The 21,495-nt window shown below is 73.4% G+C and carries 17 protein-coding genes; 14 read left to right on the forward strand and 3 right to left on the reverse strand.

From position 1 onward, the window contains the following. Positions 1 to 226 precede the first annotated feature (226 nt). Entirely contained in the window at positions 227 to 2,803 is a 2,577-nt protein-coding gene (locus O7613_RS27995) for a DEAD/DEAH box helicase (RefSeq protein ID WP_282290879.1), read from the reverse strand. Between the two features lie 134 nt (positions 2,804 to 2,937). On the opposite strand from O7613_RS27995, the gene O7613_RS28000 reads away from it, so the two are divergent. The 7 genes from O7613_RS28000 (at position 2,938) to O7613_RS28030 (ending at position 11,795) form a co-directional block, all read left to right on the forward strand. Next, positions 2,938 to 3,288: an STAS domain-containing protein gene (locus O7613_RS28000; protein ID WP_281585400.1), complete on the forward strand. Its 351-nt coding sequence runs from the start codon at positions 2,938 to 2,940 to the stop codon at positions 3,286 to 3,288. Then, entirely contained in the window at positions 3,288 to 3,725 is a 438-nt protein-coding gene (locus O7613_RS28005; RefSeq protein WP_281585399.1) for an ATP-binding protein, read from the forward strand. Before O7613_RS28000 ends, O7613_RS28005 begins: the two co-directional genes overlap by 1 nt. Before the next feature lie 293 nt (positions 3,726 to 4,018). Beyond that, positions 4,019 to 6,370 carry a sodium-translocating pyrophosphatase gene (locus tag O7613_RS28010; protein ID WP_282290880.1) on the forward strand — a complete coding sequence of 784 codons (2,352 nt, stop codon included), beginning with the start codon at positions 4,019 to 4,021 and terminating at the stop codon, positions 6,368 to 6,370. Between the two features lie 96 nt (positions 6,371 to 6,466). Continuing rightward, complete coding sequence (locus tag O7613_RS28015) at positions 6,467 to 7,006, forward strand: hypothetical protein (protein WP_281585397.1); 540 nt, start codon at positions 6,467 to 6,469, stop codon at positions 7,004 to 7,006. Continuing rightward, positions 6,997 to 7,605: a hypothetical protein gene (locus tag O7613_RS28020; protein WP_282290882.1), complete on the forward strand. Its 609-nt coding sequence runs from the start codon at positions 6,997 to 6,999 to the stop codon at positions 7,603 to 7,605. The genes O7613_RS28015 and O7613_RS28020 overlap by 10 nt, the downstream gene beginning before the upstream one ends. 298 nt (positions 7,606 to 7,903) lie before the next feature. Beyond that, entirely contained in the window at positions 7,904 to 10,738 is a 2,835-nt protein-coding gene (gene topA, locus O7613_RS28025) for a type I DNA topoisomerase (protein ID WP_282290883.1), read from the forward strand. 103 nt (positions 10,739 to 10,841) lie between these two features. After that, positions 10,842 to 11,795: a DUF559 domain-containing protein gene (locus O7613_RS28030; RefSeq protein WP_282290884.1), complete on the forward strand. Its 954-nt coding sequence runs from the start codon at positions 10,842 to 10,844 to the stop codon at positions 11,793 to 11,795. 66 nt (positions 11,796 to 11,861) lie between these two features. Here the strand turns inward: O7613_RS28030 and O7613_RS28035 are convergent, their stop codons facing one another. Next, positions 11,862 to 13,169 carry a D-arabinono-1,4-lactone oxidase gene (locus O7613_RS28035; RefSeq protein ID WP_281585393.1) on the reverse strand — a complete coding sequence of 436 codons (1,308 nt, stop codon included), beginning with the start codon at positions 13,167 to 13,169 and terminating at the stop codon, positions 11,862 to 11,864. Positions 13,170 to 13,397: 228 nt separating this feature from the next. Here O7613_RS28035 and O7613_RS28040 point away from each other — a divergent pair, with 228 nt between their 5' ends. Beyond that, complete coding sequence (locus tag O7613_RS28040) at positions 13,398 to 13,973, forward strand: TetR/AcrR family transcriptional regulator (protein ID WP_281590551.1); 576 nt, start codon at positions 13,398 to 13,400, stop codon at positions 13,971 to 13,973. Positions 13,974 to 14,026: 53 nt separating this feature from the next. On the opposite strand, the gene O7613_RS28045 is transcribed toward O7613_RS28040, so the two are convergent. Beyond that, positions 14,027 to 15,235 (reverse strand): amino acid deaminase/aldolase, encoded by a 1,209-nt coding sequence (locus O7613_RS28045; protein WP_281585392.1) that lies wholly within the window; start codon positions 15,233 to 15,235, stop codon positions 14,027 to 14,029. A 146-nt stretch (positions 15,236 to 15,381) separates the two neighbouring features. Here O7613_RS28045 and tmk point away from each other — a divergent pair, with 146 nt between their 5' ends. From tmk to ricT, 6 genes are all read left to right on the forward strand, one after another. Further along, complete coding sequence (gene tmk / locus O7613_RS28050) at positions 15,382 to 17,607, forward strand: dTMP kinase (protein ID WP_282290885.1); 2,226 nt, start codon at positions 15,382 to 15,384, stop codon at positions 17,605 to 17,607. Further along, positions 17,604 to 18,836, forward strand: a complete 1,233-nt coding sequence (locus O7613_RS28055; RefSeq protein WP_282290887.1) for a DNA polymerase III subunit delta' — start codon at positions 17,604 to 17,606, stop codon at positions 18,834 to 18,836. The genes tmk and O7613_RS28055 overlap by 4 nt, the downstream gene beginning before the upstream one ends. A 151-nt stretch (positions 18,837 to 18,987) precedes the next feature. Next, positions 18,988 to 19,317 carry a YbaB/EbfC family nucleoid-associated protein gene (locus O7613_RS28060; protein WP_281585390.1) on the forward strand — a complete coding sequence of 110 codons (330 nt, stop codon included), beginning with the start codon at positions 18,988 to 18,990 and terminating at the stop codon, positions 19,315 to 19,317. 2 nt (positions 19,318 to 19,319) lie between these two features. Continuing rightward, positions 19,320 to 19,625 (forward strand): hypothetical protein, encoded by a 306-nt coding sequence (locus O7613_RS28065; protein WP_281585389.1) that lies wholly within the window; start codon positions 19,320 to 19,322, stop codon positions 19,623 to 19,625. Beyond that, on the forward strand, positions 19,625 to 20,296 hold the full coding sequence (locus tag O7613_RS28070; protein WP_282290889.1) for a hypothetical protein: 672 nt from the start codon (positions 19,625 to 19,627) through the stop codon (positions 20,294 to 20,296). Before O7613_RS28065 ends, O7613_RS28070 begins: the two co-directional genes overlap by 1 nt. Before the next feature lie 261 nt (positions 20,297 to 20,557). Continuing rightward, positions 20,558 to 21,421, forward strand: a complete 864-nt coding sequence (gene ricT / locus O7613_RS28075) for a regulatory iron-sulfur-containing complex subunit RicT (RefSeq protein WP_281585387.1) — start codon at positions 20,558 to 20,560, stop codon at positions 21,419 to 21,421. Positions 21,422 to 21,495 lie beyond the last annotated feature (74 nt).

Here is a 21,495-nt window from a genome sequence, read left to right on the forward strand (position 1 = left end):
ACCACTTCGCCGAACTGGCGAGCGAGACGGCGTGCGGGCACGGGAGACGGCGTGCGGGCACGGGCCCGGGGCGAACGGCAGGCGACGAGCAGCAAAGGCGAGGGGCAAAGGCGAGCAGCAAAGGCGAGGGGCAAAGGCGAGCAGCAAAGGCGAGGGGCAAAGGCGAGGGGCAGGGACGAGCGGCAAGGACCCGAGTCAGGGACGAGCGGCGGGAGGGCCGCCGGGGTCAGTCCGTCGGGCCGCCGGCCGTCGACCGTCGCGCCGTCCGGTCGTCCTGCCGCGGCAGCGCTCCGCCGCGTCCCGCGCCCGGAGCAACCCCACCGCCCGCCCCGGTACCGTCGGCAACGCCACCCGTACCCGGACCGCCCGCCACACCGCCGCCAACCCCGGGACCGTCGGAAGCGTCGCCAACCCCGGGACCGTCGGAAGCGTCGCCAACCCCGGGACTGTCCGCCGCGCCGCCAGCCCCGGAGGCGCCGGGCGAGCATCCGGCGAGGTGGGCCAGCACCACGTCGAGGATCTGCACCGCTTCCGGCTTGGCCAGCGGGTTGTTGCCGTTTCCGCACTTCGGGGACTGGACGCAGGACGGGCACCCGGTCTCGCACCCGCACTCGACGATCGCGTCCCGGGTGGCGCGCAGCCAGGCGGCGGCCGTCCCGTACGCCCGCTCGGCGAAGCCCGCCCCGCCGGGGTGACCGTCGTAGACGAAGACGGTCGGGGCCTCGGTGTCGGGATGCAGGGCGGTGGACAGCCCGCCGATGTCCCACCTGTCGCAGGTCGCGATCAGCGGCAGCAGGCCGATCGCGGCGTGTTCGGCGGCGTGCAGCGCCCCGGGGACGTCCGCCGCGTCCACGCCGGCGCGGGCCAGCGACTCCGGGGAGAGGGTGAACCAGACCGCGACGGTACGCAGTTCCCGCGCCGGCAGGTCCAGCGGGCGGGTGTCGATCACCTCGCCGGTGGCGATGCGCCGCCGCTGGTACGACACCACCTGGCTGGTCACGTCCACCTCGCCGAGGAAGAGCCCGACCGGGCCGGCGTCGGTGTACGAGCGGACGGAGACCACGGAGAGCGAGGTGACGTCGCGGGCGTGGGTGGACCAGTCCGGCTCCTCGGCGTGCACGAGCGCGCACCCGTCGGCCAGGTCGAGCGCGTCGACCAGGTAGGAGACGCCCTGGTGCAGGTAGACCGCGCCGGTGTGGAGCAGGAAGTGGGCGGAGCCGCCGTCGACGGTGCCGAGCAGCCGGCCGGTGGACTCCTCCACCACGCAGACCGGGGCGCCGCCCTCGCCGCGCAGGTCGACCTCGGGGCGTTCCCGGTGCCGCCAGTACCAGCCGGTGGGCCGTTGCCGCAGCGCGCCCGCCTCGACGAGGGAGTCCACCGCCTCCTTCGCGCCCTCGCCGAAGAGGTCCAGGTCGGCCGGGGTGAGCGGGGCCTCGTGGGCGGCGCAGGCGAGTTGCGGCGCGAGCACGTACGGGTTGGCCGGGTCGAGCACGGTGGCTTCGACGGGACGCCCGAACAGCGCCTCCGGGTGGTGCACGAGGTAGGTGTCGAGCGGGTCGTCGCGGGCCACCAGCACCGCCAGGGCCTCGTCCCCGCCGCGTCCGGCCCGTCCGGCCTGTTGCCACAGCGAGGCGCGGGTGCCGGGCCAGCCGCAGATCAGCACCGCGTCCAGCCCGACCAGGTCGACGCCGAGTTCGAGCGCGTTGGTGGAGGCGAGCCCGAGCAGGTCGCCGCGCAGCAGCGCCCGTTCCAGCTCGCGGCGTTCCTCGCGCAGGTAGCCGGCCCGGTAGGCGGCCACCCGGTCGCCCAGCCCGGGCACCGCCTCGTCGAGCGCCCGCCTGGCGTTCGCGGCGACCACCTCGGCGCCCCGGCGGGACCTGACGAAGGCGAGCGTGCGTACCCCCTCGACGACGCTGTCGGTGAGCAGGTCGGCGGTCTCCCGCAGCGCCGAGCGCCGGACCGACACCAGGTCGGCGACCTCGCCCTCCGAAGAGGGCAGCAGCGGCGGCTCCCAGAGCGCGAACGTCACGCCGCCGCGCGGGGAGGTGTCCTCGGTGACGGCGGTGACGGGCAGGCCGGTGAGCCGCCCGGCCGCCGCCGCCGGGTCGCCCGACGTGGCCGAGGCCAGCAGAAACACGGGGGTACGACCGAAGCGGGCGCACTGCCGGCGTAACCGTCGCAGCACGTGGGCGACGTGTGAGCCGAACACGCCCCGGTAGGTGTGACACTCGTCGACCACCACGTACGCGAGCCGGCGCAGGAAGCCGGACCAGTGCGCGTGCCCGGGCAGGATGCCGTGGTGCAGCATGTCCGGGTTGGTCAGCACGAAGCGGGCGTGCCGGCGGATCCACTCCCGTTCGGCGCGCGGTGTGTCCCCGTCGTAGGTGGCGGGGCGTACCCCGTCGAGTTCCAGGCCGGCGACGGCGCGGAGCTGGTCGGCGGCGAGCGCCTTGGTCGGGGCCAGGTAGAGCACTGTGGCGCGCGGGTCGGTGAGCAGGGTGCTCAGTGCCGGGAGCTGGTATGCCAGGGACTTGCCGGACGCCGTGCCGGTGGCCACCACGACGTGCTGTCCCGCGTACGCCAGCTCGGCGGCCTCGGTCTGGTGCCGCCACGGCGCGACCACGCCGCGTCGCGCGAACGCCGCCCGCAGGTCGTCCGGCGCCCAGCCGGGCCACGGCGCGGGTTCGCCCGCGCGGGCCGGCACCCGCTCGACGTGGGTGACCGGGTCGGTGGCGTGGCGCAGCCGCAGCCGACGCAGCAGCTCGGCCGGCGCCCGCGTCGGGCCGGGCCTGTCGTCGGTCACGTCCTGCACTCTCGCACTGGTGTTCGGAATTGGGAACCGCAGGGTGGGGGTATGGGGAGGGTCGGGCCGGTGACCCGAAGTGGTCGCACGCCGGGATGGTTAGATGCCCAGGAGAGTTTACCGAGGAGGAGTCGATGGAGCTGTCGCTGGCGACCAGCACCGTGGGAGAGCACACGGTGCTTGAGGTCGGCGGTGAGGTGGATGTCTACACCGCCCCCCGCCTGCGGGAACGGCTCATCGAGCTGATCGACGGCGGGGCCCGCCACGTGGTGGTGGACCTGGGTCGGGTGGACTTCCTCGACTCGACCGGGCTCGGTGTGCTTGTCGGCGCGTTGAAGCGGCTCCGCGCGGCCGGTGGCTCGTTCGGCCTGGTCTGCGACAAGGAGCCGCTGCTCAAGATTTTCCGGATCACCGCCCTGGACCAGGTCTTCCCGCTGCACCCGACGGTCGACGCGGCCATCGCCGCCGACTCCACCGGCGCGTGATGGCCACCGTCAAGCTTTCCTTCTCTCCGGCGCCGGTCCACGTGCGCACCGCCCGTCTGGTCGGCGTCGCGGTGGCCCGGCGGGCCGGCGTACGGGAGGATCTGCTCGACGAGGTGCGCCTGGCCATCGGTGAGGCGTGTACCCGGGCGGTCGCGCTGCACCGGCAGTACGGGTTGGCGGAGCCGGTGTACGTGGAGATGTCCGACGGCGGGCCGTACACGGTGCGGGTGGTGGACCGGGCCCCGATCGAGGCGGGTCTCGGGCTGGCCGCGCTCGGCCCGGACGAGTTGGCCAAGGAGTCGCTCAGCGAGGACGCGCTCACCACCGGCGTGGGGTTCGCCCTGCTCGCCGGTTTCGTGGAGGATCTTCAGGTCCGCCCGGTGGACGAGGGCGTCGGCACCGAGGTCCGGATGGCCTGGCCGGCCGGCCGCCTCTGACCGTTCCTCCCGCAGGCCGCGTTCCCCGCCCGGGGGGCGCGGCCTCGTCGTGTTGACCGGCCCATATATCAGATTTCCTCGCCTAACACAGTTACGAAGATCATCGGCGGCGGGTGGCCCCTCGATGTGACCCTCACCACGCCGGAGGGCTACAGTACCCGGGTTGTCAGCAAGTGGTCGCTCCCCGCAGCCAGCGGGACCGGGTGGATGGCGCGCGCTGGCGAGTTCGCTTCCAGGCGTCGGCCCGTGCGTCTCCACGAGCCGACGCGAGTGTTCGGTACAGGAGGACACAGATGTCCGGGACCTTGGCCGCCGACGGCGGCGCACTGTCCCTTACCGGAGCCAACGTGACGTACGTCGTCATCGCCGCGGTCATCGCGCTGGTGGCGCTCGTCTTCGCCGCCGCCTTGACCAAGGCGGTACTGGCAGCCGGTACGGGAACCACAAACATGCAGGAGATCTCCGGGGCGGTGCAGGAGGGCGCGTCGGCGTACCTGCTGCGGCAGTTCCGCACCCTGGCGATCTTCGTGGTGATCGCCGTCGTGCTGCTGTTCCTGCTGCCGGTGCACGACACCGACGGCAACCAGACGCTGGTGAAGATCGGCCGGTCGGCGTTCTTCGTGGTGGGTGCGCTGTTCAGCGCGTTCATCGGCGGCGCCGGCATGTGGCTGGCCACCCGCGCCAACCTGCGGGTCGCCGCCGCCGCCCGGGAGCGGGAAGGCGGACGCGAGGGCGCCATGAAGATCGCCTTCCGCACCGGCGGCGTGGTCGGCTTCCTCACCGTCGGCCTCGGCCTGTTCGGCGCGGCGCTCGTCGTCATTTTGTTCCGGGGTGACGCGCCGACCGTGCTGGAGGGCTTCGGCTTCGGCGCCGCGCTGCTCGCCATGTTCATGCGGGTCGGCGGCGGCATCTTCACCAAGGCCGCCGACGTCGGCGCCGACCTGGTCGGCAAGGTCGAGCAGGGCATCCCGGAGGACGACCCGCGCAACGCCGCCACCATCGCCGACAACGTGGGCGACAACGTCGGCGACTGCGCCGGCATGGCCGCCGACCTCTTCGAGTCGTACGCGGTCACGCTCGTCGCGGCGCTGATCCTGGGCCGGGCCGCGTTCGGCGAGGACGGCCTGGTCTTCCCGCTGATCATCTCCACCATCGGCGTGCTCGTCGCGATCGTCGGTGTCTTCATCACCCGGCTGCGCACCAGCGACCGCAACGGCCTCACCGCGATCAACCGGGCCTTCTACCTCTCCGCGGTGATCGCCGCGGTGCTCGTGGCGGTCGCGGCGTTCGCGTACCTGCCGGCGACGTTCAGCGAGCTGGAGGGCGGGCTGACCGACGTCGACCGCAACCCGCGGCTGGTGGCCATCGGCGCGGTCGTGATCGGCATCGTGCTGGCCGCCGCGATCCAGGCGCTCACCGGCTACTTCACCGAGACCAACAGGCGCCCGGTGCAGGACATCGGCAAGAGCTCGCAGACCGGCGCCGCCACCGTCATCCTCGCCGGCATCAGCATCGGCCTGGAGTCGGCGGTCTACTCGGCGCTGCTGATCGGCGCCGGCGTCTTCGGCGCGTTCCTGCTCGGCGGCAGCTCGATCACGCTGTCGCTGTTCGCGGTCGCGCTCGCCGGCACCGGCCTGCTCACCACCGTCGGCGTCATCGTCGCGATGGACACGTTCGGCCCGATCTCCGACAACGCGCAGGGCGTGGCCGAGATGTCCGGCGACATCGACGAGCACGGCGCGCGGACGCTCACCGAGCTGGACGCGGTCGGCAACACCACCAAGGCGATCACCAAGGGCATCGCGATCGCCACCGCGGTGCTGGCCGCCACCGCGCTGTTCGGCTCGTACACCGACACGCTGCGGACCTCGTACTCCGACGCGGGTGTGGGCGACGTCGGCACCGAGATCCTCAACTCGCTGAACGTGGCCAACCCGCGCAACCTGGTCGGCCTGATCATCGGCGCGGCGGTGGTCTTCCTCTTCTCCGGCCTGGCCATCAACGCGGTCTCCCGCTCGGCCGGCGCCGTGGTGATGGAGGTACGCCGGCAGTTCCGCGAGCTGCCAGGCATCATGGACCGCACCCAGCGGCCCGAGTACGGCAAGGTCGTGGACATCTGCACCCGGGACGCGCAGCGCGAGCTGATGACCCCCGGCCTGCTGGCCATCCTGGCCCCGATCGCGGTCGGCTTCGGCCTCGGCCCGGGCGCGCTGGCCGCGTACCTGGCCGGTGCGATCGGCGCGGGCACGCTGATGGCGGTCTTCCTGGCCAACTCCGGCGGCGCCTGGGACAACGGCAAGAAGCTGGTGGAGGACGGCGCGTACGGCGGCAAGGGCTCCGACGCGCACTCCGCCACCGTCATCGGCGACACCGTCGGTGACCCGTTCAAGGACACCGCCGGCCCGGCGATCAACCCGCTGATCAAGGTGATGAACCTGGTCTCGCTGCTGATCGCGCCGGCCGTGGTGGCCTGGAGCGTGGGCGACGACAAGAACACCCCGCTGCGCATCACGATCGCCGTGGTGGCCGCGCTCGTCATCGCCGCCGCGGTGGTGTTCAGCAAGCGCAAGGGCGTGGCCATGTCCGACTCGGACGACACCGGCGCGGGCACCCCGGACCAGCACCCGGAGACGGTGAGCGCCTGATCGACGTGACGGTTCCCGGCCGGCCCGCAGGTCGGCCGGGAACCGCACGAAACCTGACCGGTGGCGGTTCCACCCGGAGGTCGTACGCTGCAACGCATGCGTACGTGCCGGGCGGCAACCGCCGGAAAGCTCACGGTGGTCCTGGCCACGCTGGTCCTCGTCGTCGCCGGGTGCGGCGGCCCCAGCCCGCGGGCCTGGGCCGCCTCGGTCTGCCAGGCGCTCACGCCGTGGCGCGCGGAGATCTCCAAGCTGACCAGCAGCACCCAGCAGCAGATGACCGCGCAGACCACCCCGGCGCAGGCCAAGGAGAACCTGGTGCGGCTCTTCTCCGGCGCCGAGCAGGCGAGCGAGACGGCCCGGCGCAAGGTCGAGGAGGCGGGCGTGCCCGAGGTGGAGCGCGGCAGCGACGTGTCCGCCGGGTTCCAGGGTTCGCTCGGCAAGATGCGCGACGCCTACGGGCGGGCCCGGACCACCATCGACGGGCTGGACACCGCCCAGGCCGGCCCCTTCTACGACGGCGTGCGCGCCGCCGTGGACACGCTGAACAAGGAGTACGACGCGAGCGCGCTGGACACCAGCAAGCTCAACTCACCCGAACTCAAAGAGGCCTTCGACGAGGTCCCGGAGTGTCGCTGACCCCTCCCACACCGAACCCGGCCCGCCAGCCCTCGCTGTTCTCCACCGAGGCGGCCGATCCCTCGCTGGCGGACCTCGCCGGCCTGCTCGCCGGGCCGGGGGAGGTGGTGCGGATGGGCGGCACGGCCCGGCTCTCCGTGGTGGTGGACGCCGCCTGGCGGGTGCACGTGCTGGTGGCCGAGATGGCCGCCCGGGGCGTGCCGGCGAGCTGGGAGCCGACCGCGGACGGCCGGCACCGGGTGCGCACCGCGTACGCGACCACGCTGGCCCCGCTGGCCCGGGCCTGGCTGCGCGGCACGGCGAAGCGGCCACCGGCCCGGTTCCACCTCGACGGGCGGCGGCTGCGGCTCTGGGTCGCCGCCGCCGGTGCCGCCGAGCCGGCCGGGTTCCGGCTCCGGCTCGGCCCGGCCGACGAGCAGTGCTGGCCGGCGGTGCGCGCCGCGCTGGCCGCGGTGGGGCTGCCGGCCGCGTTCGTCGAGCCCGAGGACGGCGGGCCCGCGTACCGGATCGGTGGCCGGCGGATGACCCGGCTCGCCGAGTTGGTCGGGGAGCGGCCCCCGGCCGCGCCGGCCGCGATTTGGCCGGGCCCGCACGGTTGACCACCGACTGTCCGATCGCGGACCGGCCGGGCGGCGATTTGCGCAGGAAAACGACGGGCGTCACCTCCGCCGGGGGTCCGTGATCGTCACAGTGACACGCCTGGCGCCCTACCCACGGTGTACGGTGGCGCCGTCCGGCAGGGTTCGGCCGACTGTCGCCCGGAAGGCGGCCCGTCTGCCGCCCACGAAACCCGGAACGCGGGCGGCGCGTTACGTTGGACGTCCGGGCCATCGGCGGTCCGGACGGTGCAGCACGGCCCGAAGCGGGCATGGCGTAGGAGTGAGGTCGGGGAGAGACGTGCCGAGCAACGCTGGAACCACCCGTCTGGTCATCGTCGAGTCACCGGCGAAGGCCAAGACGATCTCGGGCTACCTCGGCCCGGGGTACGTCGTGGAGGCCAGCTTCGGCCACGTCCGGGACCTGCCCCGTAACGCCGCCGACGTGCCGGCGAAGTACAAGGGCGAGCCGTGGGCGCGGCTCGGCGTCGACGTCGACAACGGCTTCCACGCCCTCTACGTGGTCTCCGCCGACCGCCGCCAGCAGATCAACAAGCTGGTGAAGCTGGCCAAGGAGGTCGATGAGATCTTCCTGGCCACGGACGAGGACCGCGAGGGCGAGGCGATCGCCTGGCACCTGGTGGAGACGCTCAAGCCCAAGGTGCCGGTCAAGCGGATGGTCTTCCACGAGATCACCAAGCCGGCCATCCAGGCCGCGGTCGCCAACCCGCGGGAGATCGACCGTGACCTGGTCGACGCCCAGGAGGCCCGGCGCATCCTGGACCGGCTCTACGGCTACGAGGTCTCCCCGGTGCTGTGGAAGAAGGTCATGCCGAAGCTCTCGGCGGGCCGGGTGCAGTCCGTGGCGACCCGGATCGTGGTCGAGCGGGAACGCCAGCGGATGGCGTTCCGCACCGCCGAATACTGGGACATCCTGGCCACCCTGGCGGTGGCGAAGCCGGGCGAGGGCCCGCGCACGTTCAACGCCACGCTCGTCGCGCTGAACGGCGACCGGATCGCCACCGGCAAGGACTTCGAGCCGACCACGGGTCGGGTCAGGGCCGGCGCGGGTGTGGTGCACCTCGACGAGGGCGGGGCCCGGGGGCTGGCGGCCCGCCTGGCGGACCGGCCGTTCACCGTCACCCGGGTCGAGGAGAAGCCCTACCGCCGCCGCCCGTACGCGCCGTTCATCACCTCCACGCTCCAGCAGGAGGCGGCCCGCAAGCTGCGGTTCTCGTCCCAGCAGACGATGCGCACCGCGCAGCGGCTCTACGAGAACGGCTACATCACCTACATGCGTACCGACTCGGTGAACCTGTCGGAGACCGCCATCGCCGCGGCTCGCCGGCAGATCGTCGAGCTGTACGGCGAGCGCAGCGTGCCGCCGGAGCCGCGCCGCTACACCGGCAAGGTGAAGAACGCGCAGGAGGCGCACGAGGCGATCCGTCCGGCCGGCGACAACTTCCGCACCCCCGGCGACGTGGCCCGGGAGCTGTCCGGCGACGAGTTCAAGCTCTACGAGCTGATCTGGCGGCGCACCATCGCCTCGCAGATGACCGACGCGGTCGGCTCCAGCGTGTCCGTGCGCATCCGCGCGGTCTCGTCGGCGCAGGAGGAGGCCGACTTCGGCGCCACCGGCAAGACCATCACCGACCCGGGCTTCCTGCGCGCGTACGTCGAGTCGAGCGACGACGAGAATGCCGAGGCGGAGGACGCCGAGCGGCGGCTGCCCACGCTGGTCAAGGACCAGCCGCTGACCGCCGACGAGCTGGCCGCGCAGGGCCACCACACCCAGCCGCCGTCGCGCTACACCGAGGCGTCGCTGGTCAAGGCGCTTGAGGAGCTGGGCATCGGCCGCCCGTCCACGTACGCCTCGATCATGCAGACCATCCAGGACCGCGGGTACGTCAACAAGCGCGGCCAGGCGATGATCCCCACGTTCCTCGCGTTCGCCGTGATCGGGCTGATGGAACGGCACTACCCGCGCCTGATCGACTACGACTTCACCGCGAGCATGGAGAACGAGCTGGACGAGATCGCCGGCGGTGACCACGCCGCGGTCGACTTCCTCACCTCCTTCTACTTCGGCAGCGCCAACGGTGCCGGCGACCAGGCCATCGCGCACGCCGGCGGGCTGAAGAAGCTGGTCACCGAGAACCTCAGCGAGATCGACGCGCGCAGCGTCAACTCGATCCCGCTGCACACCGACGACGAGGGGCGCGAGGTCGTCGTCCGGGTCGGCCGGTACGGGCCCTACCTGCAACGGGCGTTGCCCGGCTCGGCGTCGGGCTCGGGCTCGGCGTCGGCGTCCGGCTCGGCCTCCGGGGAGGGCGAGGGTGAGGAGGGCGGCTCGCAGGGCGACCGGGCGCCGATCCCGGAGGGCCTGGCCCCCGACGAGCTGACCCCGGAGAAGGTGCACGAGCTGTTCCTCGGTGGCGGGGGCGAGCGCAAGCTCGGCGACGACCCGTCGACCGGCGAGCCGATCCTGCTCAAGTCCGGCCGCTTCGGCCCGTACGTGGCGAGCGGCGAGCGGAAGTCGTCGTTGCTGCGCTCGCAGTCGCCGGACAGCCTCACCCTGGAACAGGCGCTGCGGCTGCTCAGCCTGCCCCGGCTGGTGGGCGTGGCCCCGGACGGCGTCGAGGTCTTCGCCAACAACGGCCGCTACGGCCCGTACGTCAAGCGCGGTGACGAGTTCCGCTCGCTGGACTCGGAAGACAAGATGTTCACCGTCACGCTCGACGAGGCGCTGGCGCTGCTGGCCGCCCCGAAGACCCGCCAGCGCCGGGCCGCCGCCCCGCCGCTGCGGGAGATGGGCGCCGACCCGCTCACCGAGAAGCCGCTGGTGATCAAGGATGGGCGCTTCGGACCGTACGTGACGGACGGGGAGTTCAACGCGTCGCTGCGGCGCGGGCAGACGCCGGAGGAGCTGACGCTGGCGGAGGCGTCCGAGATGCTCGCCGAGAAGCGCGCGAAGGGCCCCGCCCCCAAGAAGAAGGCCACCAAGAAGGCCGCCCCCGCCAAGAAGACCACCGCCGCGAAGAAGACCACGGCGGCCAAGGCCACGAAGGCGACGGCGAAGAAGGCCCCCGCCAAGAAGGCGCCTCCGAAGAAGGCGACCTCAACCCCGAAGGAGTGAATCTTGGAAGTTACCGGCCCTCAGAGGGGCCGGTAACTTCCAAGATCTCGCGGTTGTCCACAGGGGCGGCGCAGCCGGCACCCGAGCGGGCAGGGTTGGACGGGTGGGGGATTCGTGGGCGGGCATGCGTCGGAGGCTTCCGGCGGATGACGCGGACGAGTTGACCTGGCTGCTGTTCCGGCAGGACGACGTGCTGAGCCTCGGTCAGGCGCTGGCGCACCTCACCCGCAAGGCGATCCGCCACCGGGTTGCCACCGGTCGTTGGCGCCAAGCCCACCGTGCCGTTCTCGTCGCACACAACGGTCCGGTCGGTTCCGCTCAGCTCCGCTGGATCGCGGTGCTGGCCGCCGGGCCGACCGCGTTGCTCGGCGGGATCACCGCCGCCCAGGCGGGTGGTCTACGCGGGTTCCCGGATCGCGTCGTCCACCTGCTCCTGCCGGCCACCTGCCGGCGCGCCCCGCTGCCGGCCGGGGTGCGAGCACACCGGACGACTCACCTGCTCGACGAGGACGTGGTGTACGTCGGCCAGCCGCCCCGCACTGCGGCTGCGCGGTCGGTGGTCGACGCGGCCCAGTGGGCGCCTTCGGACGGCCAGGCCCGGGCCATCGTAGCGGCGGCGTTCCAGCAGCGGCTGGTGGGCGGTGACGACCTGCATGAGGTGCTCGACCGGATGCCGCGGGTCCGCCGGCGTCGGCTGATTCTGTCCACCGCCACCGATGCGACCGGCGGTGCGCACTCTCTGGGCGAGCTTGACCTGCTCCGTCTGGTGCGCAGTGCCGGTCTGCCCGAACCGACCCGCCAGTTGGTCCGGCGGGACGCCGCGGGCCGGCGACGCTACCTCGACGCCTACTTCGAGGAGTGGCGGGTGCACGTCGAGGTGGACGGCGGGCAGCATCTCGACCCGGCGCACGCGTGGGCGGATATGCGCCGGCAGAACGAGCTCTGGGTCGAGGGCGACCGCATCCTCCGGTTCCCCTCCTGGGCCCTTCGCACGGAACCGGAGGCGGTCATCGCCCAGATCCGTGCCGCTCTTCGGGCCGCCGGCTGGCGAGGATGACGACCAGGGCCGAGATCTTGGAAGCAAACGGCCCCCGGAGGGGCCCTCATCTTCCAAGATCTCGGGTCAGGTTCCCAGCACCTGCTGCAGATACGGGTTTTTGAAGAGGTTTTCGGGGTCCAAGCGGGTGCGGACGGTCTGGAAATCGGCGAACTTCGGGTAGGCGGTGGCCAGCGAGTCCGCGTCGCGCCAGTGCAGCTTGCCCCAGTGCGGCCGGCCGCCCAGCTCGGTCGCCACCTGCTCGAACGCGCGGAAGTACGGCTCGTACGGCATCCCGACGTACTGGTGGACCGCGATGTAGGCGGAGTCCCGCCCGTAGGAGTGGGACAGCCAGATGTCGTCGGCGGCGGTGAACCGCACCTCGACCGGGAAGAGCACCTTGAACGGCAGCCGGTCGACGATCCGGCGCAGCTCCGCAAGCGCGGTGGGCAGCGCGTCGCGCGGCAGCCCGTACTCCATTTCCACGAAGCGGACCCGGCGCGGGGTGCAGAACACCAGGTCGGAGCGGCCGGTGTAGATGCGTTCGGTGAGCGCCCGGGCGGAGACGGCGCTGATTCTGGGGGCGAGGGCGGGCACGGCGCGACCCAGCCGGCAGGCCCCGGCGAAGACGGTGTTGGACAGGAAGTCGTCGTCCAGCCAGCCGCGCCAGCGGGGCAGCGGACGGTCGTCGGCGGGCACCCGGTCGTTGGCCTTGACCTGCACCCGGTCGGTGTAGGGAAACCAGTAGAACTCGGCGTGGTCGTGCCGCTCGTAGAGGCCGGGCAGGTCGTCGAGCACCTCGGCGAGCGCGGCCGGCCGCTCGTGCGCGCGAAGCATGAAGGCGTCGACGCAGCGCAGGGTGACCTCGACGACCACGCCGACCGCGCCGAGACCGACCCGGGCGGCGGCGAACACGTCGGGGTGCTCGTCGGCGGAGCAGCGCAGCACCTCGCCGGTGCCGGTGACGAGCGTCAGCCCGGCCACGAAGGTGGAGAGGCAGCCGAGTTTCGCGCCGGTGCCGTGGGTGCCGGTGGAGAGCGCGCCGGCGATGGTCTGCGCGTCGATGTCGCCGAGGTTGGGCATCGCCAGCCCGTACCCGACGAGCAGCGCGTTGAGCGTGTTCAGGGTCATCCCGGCCGGTACGGTGACCAGGCGACGTGCCACGTCGACGGTGACGTCGGTGGCCAGGTCGGCGAGGTCGAGCCGGTGCCCGTCGGCGACGGCGGTGGCGGTGAAGGAGTGGCCGCTGCCGACCGCCCGGATCGTCCGGCCGGCGGCGCCCGCCTGCCGGACCGCGTCGGCGACCTCGGAGACGGTACGCGGGCGCACGGTGGCAAGCGCCGTGCTGTGCTGGTTGCCGGCCCAGTTGGACCAGGCGGCGGGGGGACCGGCCATGGTGAAACTCCTCGACATGAATATGAACTGAATTCATATCAGGAACGTTGTGCCTGGTAAATACCGTAATCGAGCCCGGCTCGTTGTACCGGTAGTCACAGACTCGTGACGTGCAGATATGTTTCATCCGTCGAAGGGGGGTGGCGCCGAGTGTCCACACCAGCCGCCACGACCGGGCCGCTGCGTCGGGTACCGGTGCAGGGTCGAAGTGTGGCGCGGGTCCAGCGGATGCTGGACGCCTGCGCCGAGCTCGTCGACGAGGTGGGGTACGAGGGCTTGACCACGACCCTGCTCGCCGAGCGCGCCGAGGTGGCGATCGGGTCGGTCTACCAGTTCTTTCCGGACAAGCGGGCGATCGTGCAGGCGCTGACCCTGCGCACCATGGAGTCCTACCTCCAGCGACTCGACGAACGGTTCGCCTCGGACGATCTGACCCACTGGTGGGACGGGGTCGACGCGGCGATCGACGAGTACATCTCGATGCACCGCACCGTCCCCGGTTTCCGTACCCTGCACTTCGGCGACGTGGTCGACCTGCACCTGCTTGACGACGCGCGGGACAACAACGGCGTCATCGCGGAGCAGCTCGCCCGCGTACTCACCGAGCGTTTCGGCCTGGCCGGCGTGCCTGACCTGCGGTTCCACCTGGAGGTCGCGGTGGAGGCCGCGGACGCCCTGATCAAGCTGGCGTTCCGCCGCCGTGCCGACGGCGACGAGCGGGTGCTTGTCGAGGCGAAGGCGCTCATCCGGGAATACCTGCACCGGCAGGTCGACGCCCCGACCGAGGCCGTCCAGCAGGGCTGAGCGGCACACGAGCGGCGGGTTCGGAGCGTGCGCCCGGGCCCGCCGTCGTCACGTCAGAGGAACGCCTGGCCCTCGCCCCGGTAGGTGGGCACGGTCCCGACCACGGTGTCGCCCTCGACCAGGTGCACCTCGTTGACGTGCTCGCACACCTCGCCCGCCTTGGCGTGACGGAACCACACCCGGTCACCGACCCGCAGCCCGTCCGCGGCCTCGCCGGCGAGCGGGGTCTGCACCTCGCCCGCCCCCTCCGCGCCGAGGAGCTTCAGCCCGGCCGGCAGCCACGGCCGGGGCAGCCGGCTCTCCGCCGCCGGGCCGGAGGCGATCCAGCCGCCGCCGAGCACGGTGGCCAGCCCGGCCGCCGGCCGGCGGACCACCGCGCAGGCGTAGAACGCCGCCGGGGTCGGCCGCCAGGCACGGTACGCGTCGAACAGCGTGGGCCCGAAGAGCCCGGAGCCGGCGGTGACCTCGGTGACCGCCGGGTCGGCGCTGGTGGCGGCCACGCTGCCGGTGCCGCCGCCGTTGACGAACTCCAGGTCGGCGTGCTCGCGGACGGCGGCGACCGCGGCGGACCGGCGGGCCAGCAGTTCCCGGTACGACCGGCGCTGGGCGACCCGGATCGCGGAGCCGACCAGCGCCTGCCCGGGCGGTGCGTCGCCGAGGCCGGCGATCTGTGCCTCGTACGACATCAGGCCGACCAGCCGGAAGCCCGGCCGGCCGGCGACGGTGGCGGCGAGCGCGCCGGCCGCCCGGGCGCTGTGCACGGGCGAGCGGCGCACCCCGACGTGCACCCGACCCCGCAGCGGTCGCCACGAGGCGTCCAGGTCGAGGCAGACCCGCAGCGCGGGCCGCCCCCCGGGCGGGCACACCCGGTCGATCAGGTCGAGCTGCCCGGCGTCGTCGATCATCAGGGTGACCGCGTCGGCGAGCGCCGGGTCGGCGGCCAGCTCGGTGAGCGCCCCCCGGTGCGCGGTCGGGTACGCGACCAGCACGTCGTCGGCGACGCCGCCCCGGGCCAGCCAGAGCGCCTCGGGCAGGGTGAAGGCCATCACGCCGTGCCAGCCGGGCCGCTTGAGCGCGCGGGTGAGCAGCTCGCGGACCCGCACGGACTTGCTCGCCACCCGCAGCGGCTTGCCGCCGGCCCGCCCGGCCAGGGCGTCGGCGTTGGCGTCGAACGCGGAGAGGTCGACCACCGCGTACGGCGGGTCGAGGTGGGCGGTCGCCCGGTCGAGACGATCGCGAAGTTCGGCACGGTCGATGGCCACGTCTGCACGCTAACTGTCGGAACGGCAATGCGAAATACCCTCGCGTCTGTCCGGCTGCGGGCGGTGGTCCCGGCGGCCTAGGCTCGACGATCAGGCGATGTCACCGGAGGAGACCCCCTCCGCGCGGCTAGAGTGTTCCACCGGGGATGCCCAGACCTGGGCCGGCACGTGGAGGTACGGCCATCGAAAGCCAGAAGAACGGCGAGTCGTCCGGCGTGTCGTCGCCCGGCACACAGGCCGACCGGTCGGGCCTCGCCGCCATCCGCTCGGTGCTGCGCATCCGGCCGTTCCGCAGGCTGTGGATCGTGCTCAGCGCGGCCTCCTTCGGCGACTGGCTCGGCCTGCTCGCCACCGCGCTCTTCGCCGCCTCCCAGGTGTCCGGCAGCACCGCCCAGGGCGCGGCCTTCGGTGGCGTGACCGCGATCCGGCTGCTGCCGGCGCTGGTGCTCGGCCCGGTGGCGGGCGTCTTCGCCGACCGGTTCGACCGCCGGTGGACGATGGTCATCTGCGACCTGCTGCGCTTCGTGCTCTTCGCCTCCATCCCGCTCTACGCGCTGACCGGCGCGGCGGGCGGCCTGGTGGTCGGCTGGGCCCTGATCGCCACCTTCCTGATCGAGTCGATCACCCTGATGTGGATCCCGGCCAAGGAGGCGGCGGTCCCCAACCTGATCCCGCGCACCCGGCTGGAGACGGCCAACCAGCTCACCCTGATCACCACGTACGGCCTGACCCCGGTGGCCGCCGCCATCGCCCTGGCCGTGCTGGACCGGGGCGTACGCGGCGCGATCGGCGGCGACCTGCCGAGCTGGGCCGAGCCGGCCCAGCTCGCGCTCTGGTTCAACGCCTTCTCCCGGCTGGCCACCGCGCTCGTGGTGGCCTTCGGGATCAAGGAGATCAGCGAGGCCCAGCGCGGTGAGGGGGAACGCACCGAGCAGAGCATGTTCCGCCAGTTCGCCGACGGCTGGAAGTTCATCGGGCAGACGCCGCTCGTGCGCGGCCTGGTGCTGGGCATCTTCGGCGCGTTCGCCGGCGGCGGCATCGTGGTCGGCACGGCCAAGTTCTTCGCCAACTCGCTCGGCGCCGGTGACGCCGCGTTCTCGCTGCTCTTCGGTGCGATCTTCGTCGGCCTGGCGCTCGGCATCGGGCTCGGCCCGATCCTCGTGCGGGACCTGTCCCGGCGTCGCTGGTTCGGCATGAGCATCGTGCTCGCAAGCGCCTCCGTGCTGGTGCTGGCGTTCGCCATCCACCTGTCCATGGCCATCCTCGGCGCGATTCTGGTCGGCGCCGGCGCCGGCATGGCGTTCCTGGCCGGCACCACGCTGCTCGGCGGCGAGGTGGCCGACGAGGTGCGCGGCCGGGTCTTCGCGGTGGTGCAGATCGGCACCCGACTGGTGCTGATCCTGGCCATCGCGCTGAGCAGCCTCCTGGTCGGCGTCGGCGGCTCCCGCCAGCTCACCATCGCCGACCTGGGCATCTCCATCTCCTCGACCCGACTGCTGCTGCTCGCCGCCGGCGCGGCCGGCATCTTCGCCGGGATCAGCGCGTTCGGCCAGATGGACGACAAGAAGGGCGTGCCGGTCCTGGCCGACCTCTGGGGCTCGATCCGGGGTCGCCCGCTGATGCCGGCCGAGCCGTTCGTCTCCGCCGGCCTGTTCGTGGTCTTCGAGGGCGGCGAGGGCGCCGGCAAGTCCACCCAGCTCGCCGCGCTGGCCGAGCGGCTGCGCGGCGGAGGGCGGGACGTGGTGGTCACCCGTGAGCCGGGCGCCACCGGGGTCGGCGCGCGGATCCGCTCGCTGGTGCTCGACACCGCGACCGACGACGCGCCGTCGCCGCGCGCCGAGGCGCTGCTCTACGCCGCCGACCGGGCCCACCATGTGGCGACCGTGGTGCGCCCGGCGCTCACCCGCGGCGCGGTGGTGATCAGCGACAGGTACGTCGACTCGTCCCTGGCCTACCAGGGCGCCGGCCGGACGCTGCCGGTCGACGAGGTCTCCTGGCTCTCCTCCTGGGCCACCGGCGGGCTCAAGCCCGACCTGGTGGTCCTGCTCGACGTCGAGCCGCACACCGGGTTGAGGCGGGTGGAGGCCCGCAGCGAGGGCGCCGACCGGCTGGAGGCCGAGTCGCTGGCGTTCCACGAGCGGGTCCGGTACGCCTTCCTCGACCTGGCCTCCGGCGACCCGAAGCGCTACCTGGTGCTCGACGCTTCCCGCCCGGTGAAGGAGATCGCCGACGCGGTCGCCCGCCGGGTGGACGAGTTCCTCGTCAACCCGGCCGGGATCGTGCACCCACGCCCGGCGCAGGGCCCGGACACCTCGGTCCAGCCCGAGTTATCCGAATCGGAGCTGGTGACGATGGAGCAACGCCGACGATGACGGACGTCTTCGGCGATCTGGTCGGGCAGGACGAGGCGGTGGTCACGCTGCGGCGGGCCGCCTCCGCCGCCGCGCTGCTGCGGGCCGGCGAGGCCGCGCCGGCCGGCGACGCGGGCGGGGCCGGGCCGACCGACGTCGATCCCGGTGCCGGGATGACACATGCGTGGATCTTCACCGGCCCGCCCGGTTCCGGCCGGTCGGTGGCCGCCCGCGCCTTCGCCGCCGCGCTCCAGTGCGTGCACGGCGCCGGGTGCGGGCACTGCCCCGGCTGCCACACCACGCTCGCCGGCACCCACGCCGATGTGCGGCTCGTGGTGCCGGACGGGCTCTCCATCGGCGTCGGGGAGATGCGCGCGCTGGTGCTGCGGGCGGCGAGCACGCCCTCCGGCGGCCGTTGGCAGGTCGTCATCATCGAGGACGCCGACCGGCTCACCGAGGCCGCCGGCAACGCGCTGCTCAAGGCCGTCGAGGAGCCGCCACCGCGTACCATCTTCCTGCTCTGCGCCCCGTCCACCCACCCGGACGACGTGTCGGTGACCATCCGGTCGCGGTGCCGGGTCGTACCGCTGCGCCAGCCGCCGGCCGGCGCGGTGGCCGAGGTGCTGGTCCGCCGGGACGGCATCGACCCGGACGTGGCGCAGTGGGCCGCCGCGGCGGCGCAGGGGCACGTCGGCCGGGGCCGGCGGCTGGCCCGCGACCCGGAGGCCCGGCAGCGGCGGGACGCCGTGCTGGCCGTACCGCGCCGGCTCACCGGCGTGGGCGCGGCGTTCGACGCCGCCTCGGCGCTGATCGAGGCGGCCGAGGCGGAGGCCGCCGCCTCGGTCGCGGAGGCCGACGAGGCGGAACGGTCGGCGTTGCAGACCGCGCTCGGCGCGGGCGGCACCGGCCGGGGCGCGGCCGGCGCCATGCGGGGCGCCGCCGGCCAGCTCAAGGAGCTGGAGAAGCGGCAGAAGTCGCGGGCCACCCGGGCCCAGCGGGACGCGCTCGACCGGGCGCTCGTCGACCTGGCCGGCTTCTACCGGGACGCGCTCACCATGGCGTTGCGGGCACCTGTCGCGCCGGTGCACACCGACACCGCGACGCTGGCCGGGGCCGGCGCGCAGAAGTGGGACGCGGAGGGCTCGTTGCGCCGCCTGGAGGCCGTGCTCGAGTGCCGGGCGGCGATCGGGGCGAACGTCAAACCGCGGATCGCGGTCGAGGCGATGATGCTCTCCCTCTGGCGGGGTTGAGGCGCTCGTCCCGCGCTGTCCACAGGGCATCGACACGCGCGATTGACGTGCGGTACGGTCCGGTGATGCCGTGGTGACGAGGGCGGCACGCTCAGTGAGGATGGCGTCGGGGTGGGGCCGGCGGCGCCGACCAGCCGGGAGGAGTGCGCCGATGGCGCGGGGGGAGATCGACGAGGCCTGGATCGAGGAGGCGGTGCGGCGCTATCGCCGCATCGAGGCCCTGCAGGCCGAGTTCGACCAGGCGATCGCCACGGTGGAGGTCACCGTCCGCTCACCCGACGGGCTGGTCGAGGTGGTGGTCACGGCCGGCGGGCGGATCACCGACGTGCGCTTCCTCGGTCCACTGCACCAGCGCAGCCCGCGCGACGTGGCCGGCTCGGTGCAGGCCGCGGTGACCGCCGCCGCCGACGCCGCGCAGTGGGCCCGGGAGAAGCTGCACAACGAGACCTTCGCGGCATACCGGCCGCTGGCGGGAGCCTGACAATGGAATCGCTGCGCACCCTGGCCGCCCGCCTCGACGAGGCCGGCGCGACCCTCGCCACGCTGGCCCGCACCGTGACCGCCGCCGACCCGCCGCATCCCGCGTTCGGCGCCCACGCCGCCGGCCGGCCCGGCGAGGTGGGGCGCGCCCTGCACCGGCAGTGGACCACCGCCACCAACGACCGGGCGCGCGAGGCGCAGGCCGCCGCCAACCGGCTGGCCGCCGCCGCGGCGGCGTTGCGCAGCGCCGCCGACCGCTACGCGGCAGCCGACGACGCGGTCGCGGGCCGGCTGGCCCGGGAGGCCTGATGGACGCGTTGGACCGCCTCGCCGAGCCGGGTCTCGACCTGCTCACCCGGGTCGACACGCTGCTCGCCGCCGGCGCGCCCGAGGGGCACCGCCTCTGGCCGCTGCTGCGCCGGATGCAGGTCCTCCCCGGCGTGGCGGTGCGCGAATTCCTCGAACTGCACCCCGCGCCGCTGACCGGCGCCGGCCACGCCGTGCGCCGGCTCGTCCGGGGGTACGACGACACCTGCGCCGTCCTCGCCGACCCGGTCGCCTGGTCCGGGTCGGCCGCCGGGGCCTACGACGAGGCGCGTGGCGCCCTGCTCCGCCACCTCGACGAGGGGCCGGAGAGCCTGGTCGGGCGGCTGGAGTCGACCGCCGGCTACGCGGACGCGCTCGCCGCCTGGGTGGAGAGCAGCCGGGCCGCGCTGGCGCGGGCACTCGCCGAGGTGCTCGGCTCGACCGAGGCGGTCACCGTGCACGCCGCCGTCCGGCCGGGAGTCGAGGCCGGCCCGGCCGGCGCGTCGGCGGCGGCGGCGGAGATCGCCACCCGGGTGCTGGGCGTGCTCGGGGTGGCCTACGACGGGGCCGAGACGTTGCTGCGTCAGTGGGGGCCGAGCCTGGCCGAGACGACCTGGCGGGACCGCGCCGGCACCGCGCCGCGCTACGGCGGCACCACCCGGATCGGCTCCTGACGACTCACGGCGTCGCACGTCGATCCGGCCGTGGCCGGGCATCGGCGTGCGACGCCGTGGTCTTCCCCTGCACCCCCCGCAGGTATGCCTTCACTCAACGCGAACGGCTGGCGTTTGTCCCGGGACCGGCCCAGGTTTCAACCGTCCGGGCGACGCATGGGGGCCGCTTGGTCGGTTCGACCGGGATGGATCGCTGCGCGGTGTGACCGGACGGCGACCGGCGAGCCGTCCGGTCGAGCGGAGCCGCGTAGGGTAGGGCGCATGGGCATGCTCTGCGCGGTCAGCTTCAACCGGTACGGGCGTCTCTACTACCTCGACCCGGGTGAGCTGCGCCCGCAGGTCGGCGACCGGGTGCTGGTGCCCACCGACGACGGTCCCGAGGTGGCCGAGTGCGTCTGGGCCGCGCAGTGGGTCGACGAGGAGACCGCGGGTTTCCCGAAGTTGGCCGGGCCGGCCGACGACGACGACCTGCGCCGGGACGAGGCGCTACGCCGGCGCAAGGCCGACGCGAAGGTGGCCGCCAAGCGGCTCATCCGCGAGCACGGCCTGCCGATGAAGGTGGTCGCCGTCGACCACGTCCTCGGCACGCCGGAGACCGGCAGCGACCGCACCACCATCTATTTCACCGCGCCGCACCGGGTGGACTTCCGTTCCCTGGTCCGTGACCTGGGCGCGACGCTGCACTGCCGGGTCGAGCTGCGGCAGCTCTCCGCCCGCGACTCGGCGCGGGTGCAGGGCGGCATCGGCTCCTGCGGGCGTGACCTGTGCTGCGCCACGTTCCTCACCGACTTCGAGCCGGTGACGATCCGGATGGCGAAGGACCAGGACCTGCCGCTCAACCCGCTGCGCATCTCCGGCGCGTGCGGACGCCTGATGTGCTGCCTGAAATACGAGCATCCGCTGTACCAGAAATTCCAGGAGTCCGCCCCGGCGGTCGGCACCCGCGTCGACACCCCCCAGGGCGAGGGCAAGGTGGTCGGTCACAGCGTCCCGCGCGACGCGGTGACGGTCCGCCTGGACGCCGACGGCTCCCGCTGCCAGTGCAGCCGCGCCTCGGTCTGCGCCCCCCGCCAGTCCCACGACCAGCACTACAACCCCACCCGCCCTCCCGCCTCCCCGCGGTGATCATGAAGTTGACGGCGAAGTTGATCTCTTCCGGTGTCGTCAACTTCATGATCACCGCGATGGTGCGGGCGGGT

The organism is Micromonospora sp. WMMD975, assembly GCF_029581215.1.
Taxonomy (GTDB): Bacteria; Actinomycetota; Actinomycetes; order Mycobacteriales; family Micromonosporaceae; genus Micromonospora.

What these genes read in the sequence shown, in the direction of transcription:
- O7613_RS28000 (WP_281585400.1), top strand. Translation starts at nt 2,938, where the DNA reads ATGGAGCTGTCGCTGGCGACCAGCACCGTGGGAGAGCACACGGTGCTT.
- O7613_RS28005 (WP_281585399.1), top strand. Translation starts at nt 3,288, where the DNA reads ATGGCCACCGTCAAGCTTTCCTTCTCTCCGGCGCCGGTCCACGTGCGC.
- O7613_RS28010 (WP_282290880.1), top strand. Translation starts at nt 4,019, where the DNA reads ATGTCCGGGACCTTGGCCGCCGACGGCGGCGCACTGTCCCTTACCGGA.
- O7613_RS28015 (WP_281585397.1), top strand. Translation starts at nt 6,467, where the DNA reads ATGCGTACGTGCCGGGCGGCAACCGCCGGAAAGCTCACGGTGGTCCTG.
- O7613_RS28035 (WP_281585393.1), bottom strand. Translation starts at nt 13,169, where the DNA reads ATGGCCGGTCCCCCCGCCGCCTGGTCCAACTGGGCCGGCAACCAGCAC.
- O7613_RS28040 (WP_281590551.1), top strand. Translation starts at nt 13,398, where the DNA reads ATGCTGGACGCCTGCGCCGAGCTCGTCGACGAGGTGGGGTACGAGGGC.
- tmk (WP_282290885.1), top strand. Translation starts at nt 15,382, where the DNA reads ATGCCCAGACCTGGGCCGGCACGTGGAGGTACGGCCATCGAAAGCCAG.
- O7613_RS28055 (WP_282290887.1), top strand. Translation starts at nt 17,604, where the DNA reads ATGACGGACGTCTTCGGCGATCTGGTCGGGCAGGACGAGGCGGTGGTC.
- O7613_RS28060 (WP_281585390.1), top strand. Translation starts at nt 18,988, where the DNA reads ATGGCGCGGGGGGAGATCGACGAGGCCTGGATCGAGGAGGCGGTGCGG.
- O7613_RS28065 (WP_281585389.1), top strand. Translation starts at nt 19,320, where the DNA reads ATGGAATCGCTGCGCACCCTGGCCGCCCGCCTCGACGAGGCCGGCGCG.
- O7613_RS28070 (WP_282290889.1), top strand. Translation starts at nt 19,625, where the DNA reads ATGGACGCGTTGGACCGCCTCGCCGAGCCGGGTCTCGACCTGCTCACC.
- ricT (WP_281585387.1), top strand. Translation starts at nt 20,558, where the DNA reads ATGGGCATGCTCTGCGCGGTCAGCTTCAACCGGTACGGGCGTCTCTAC.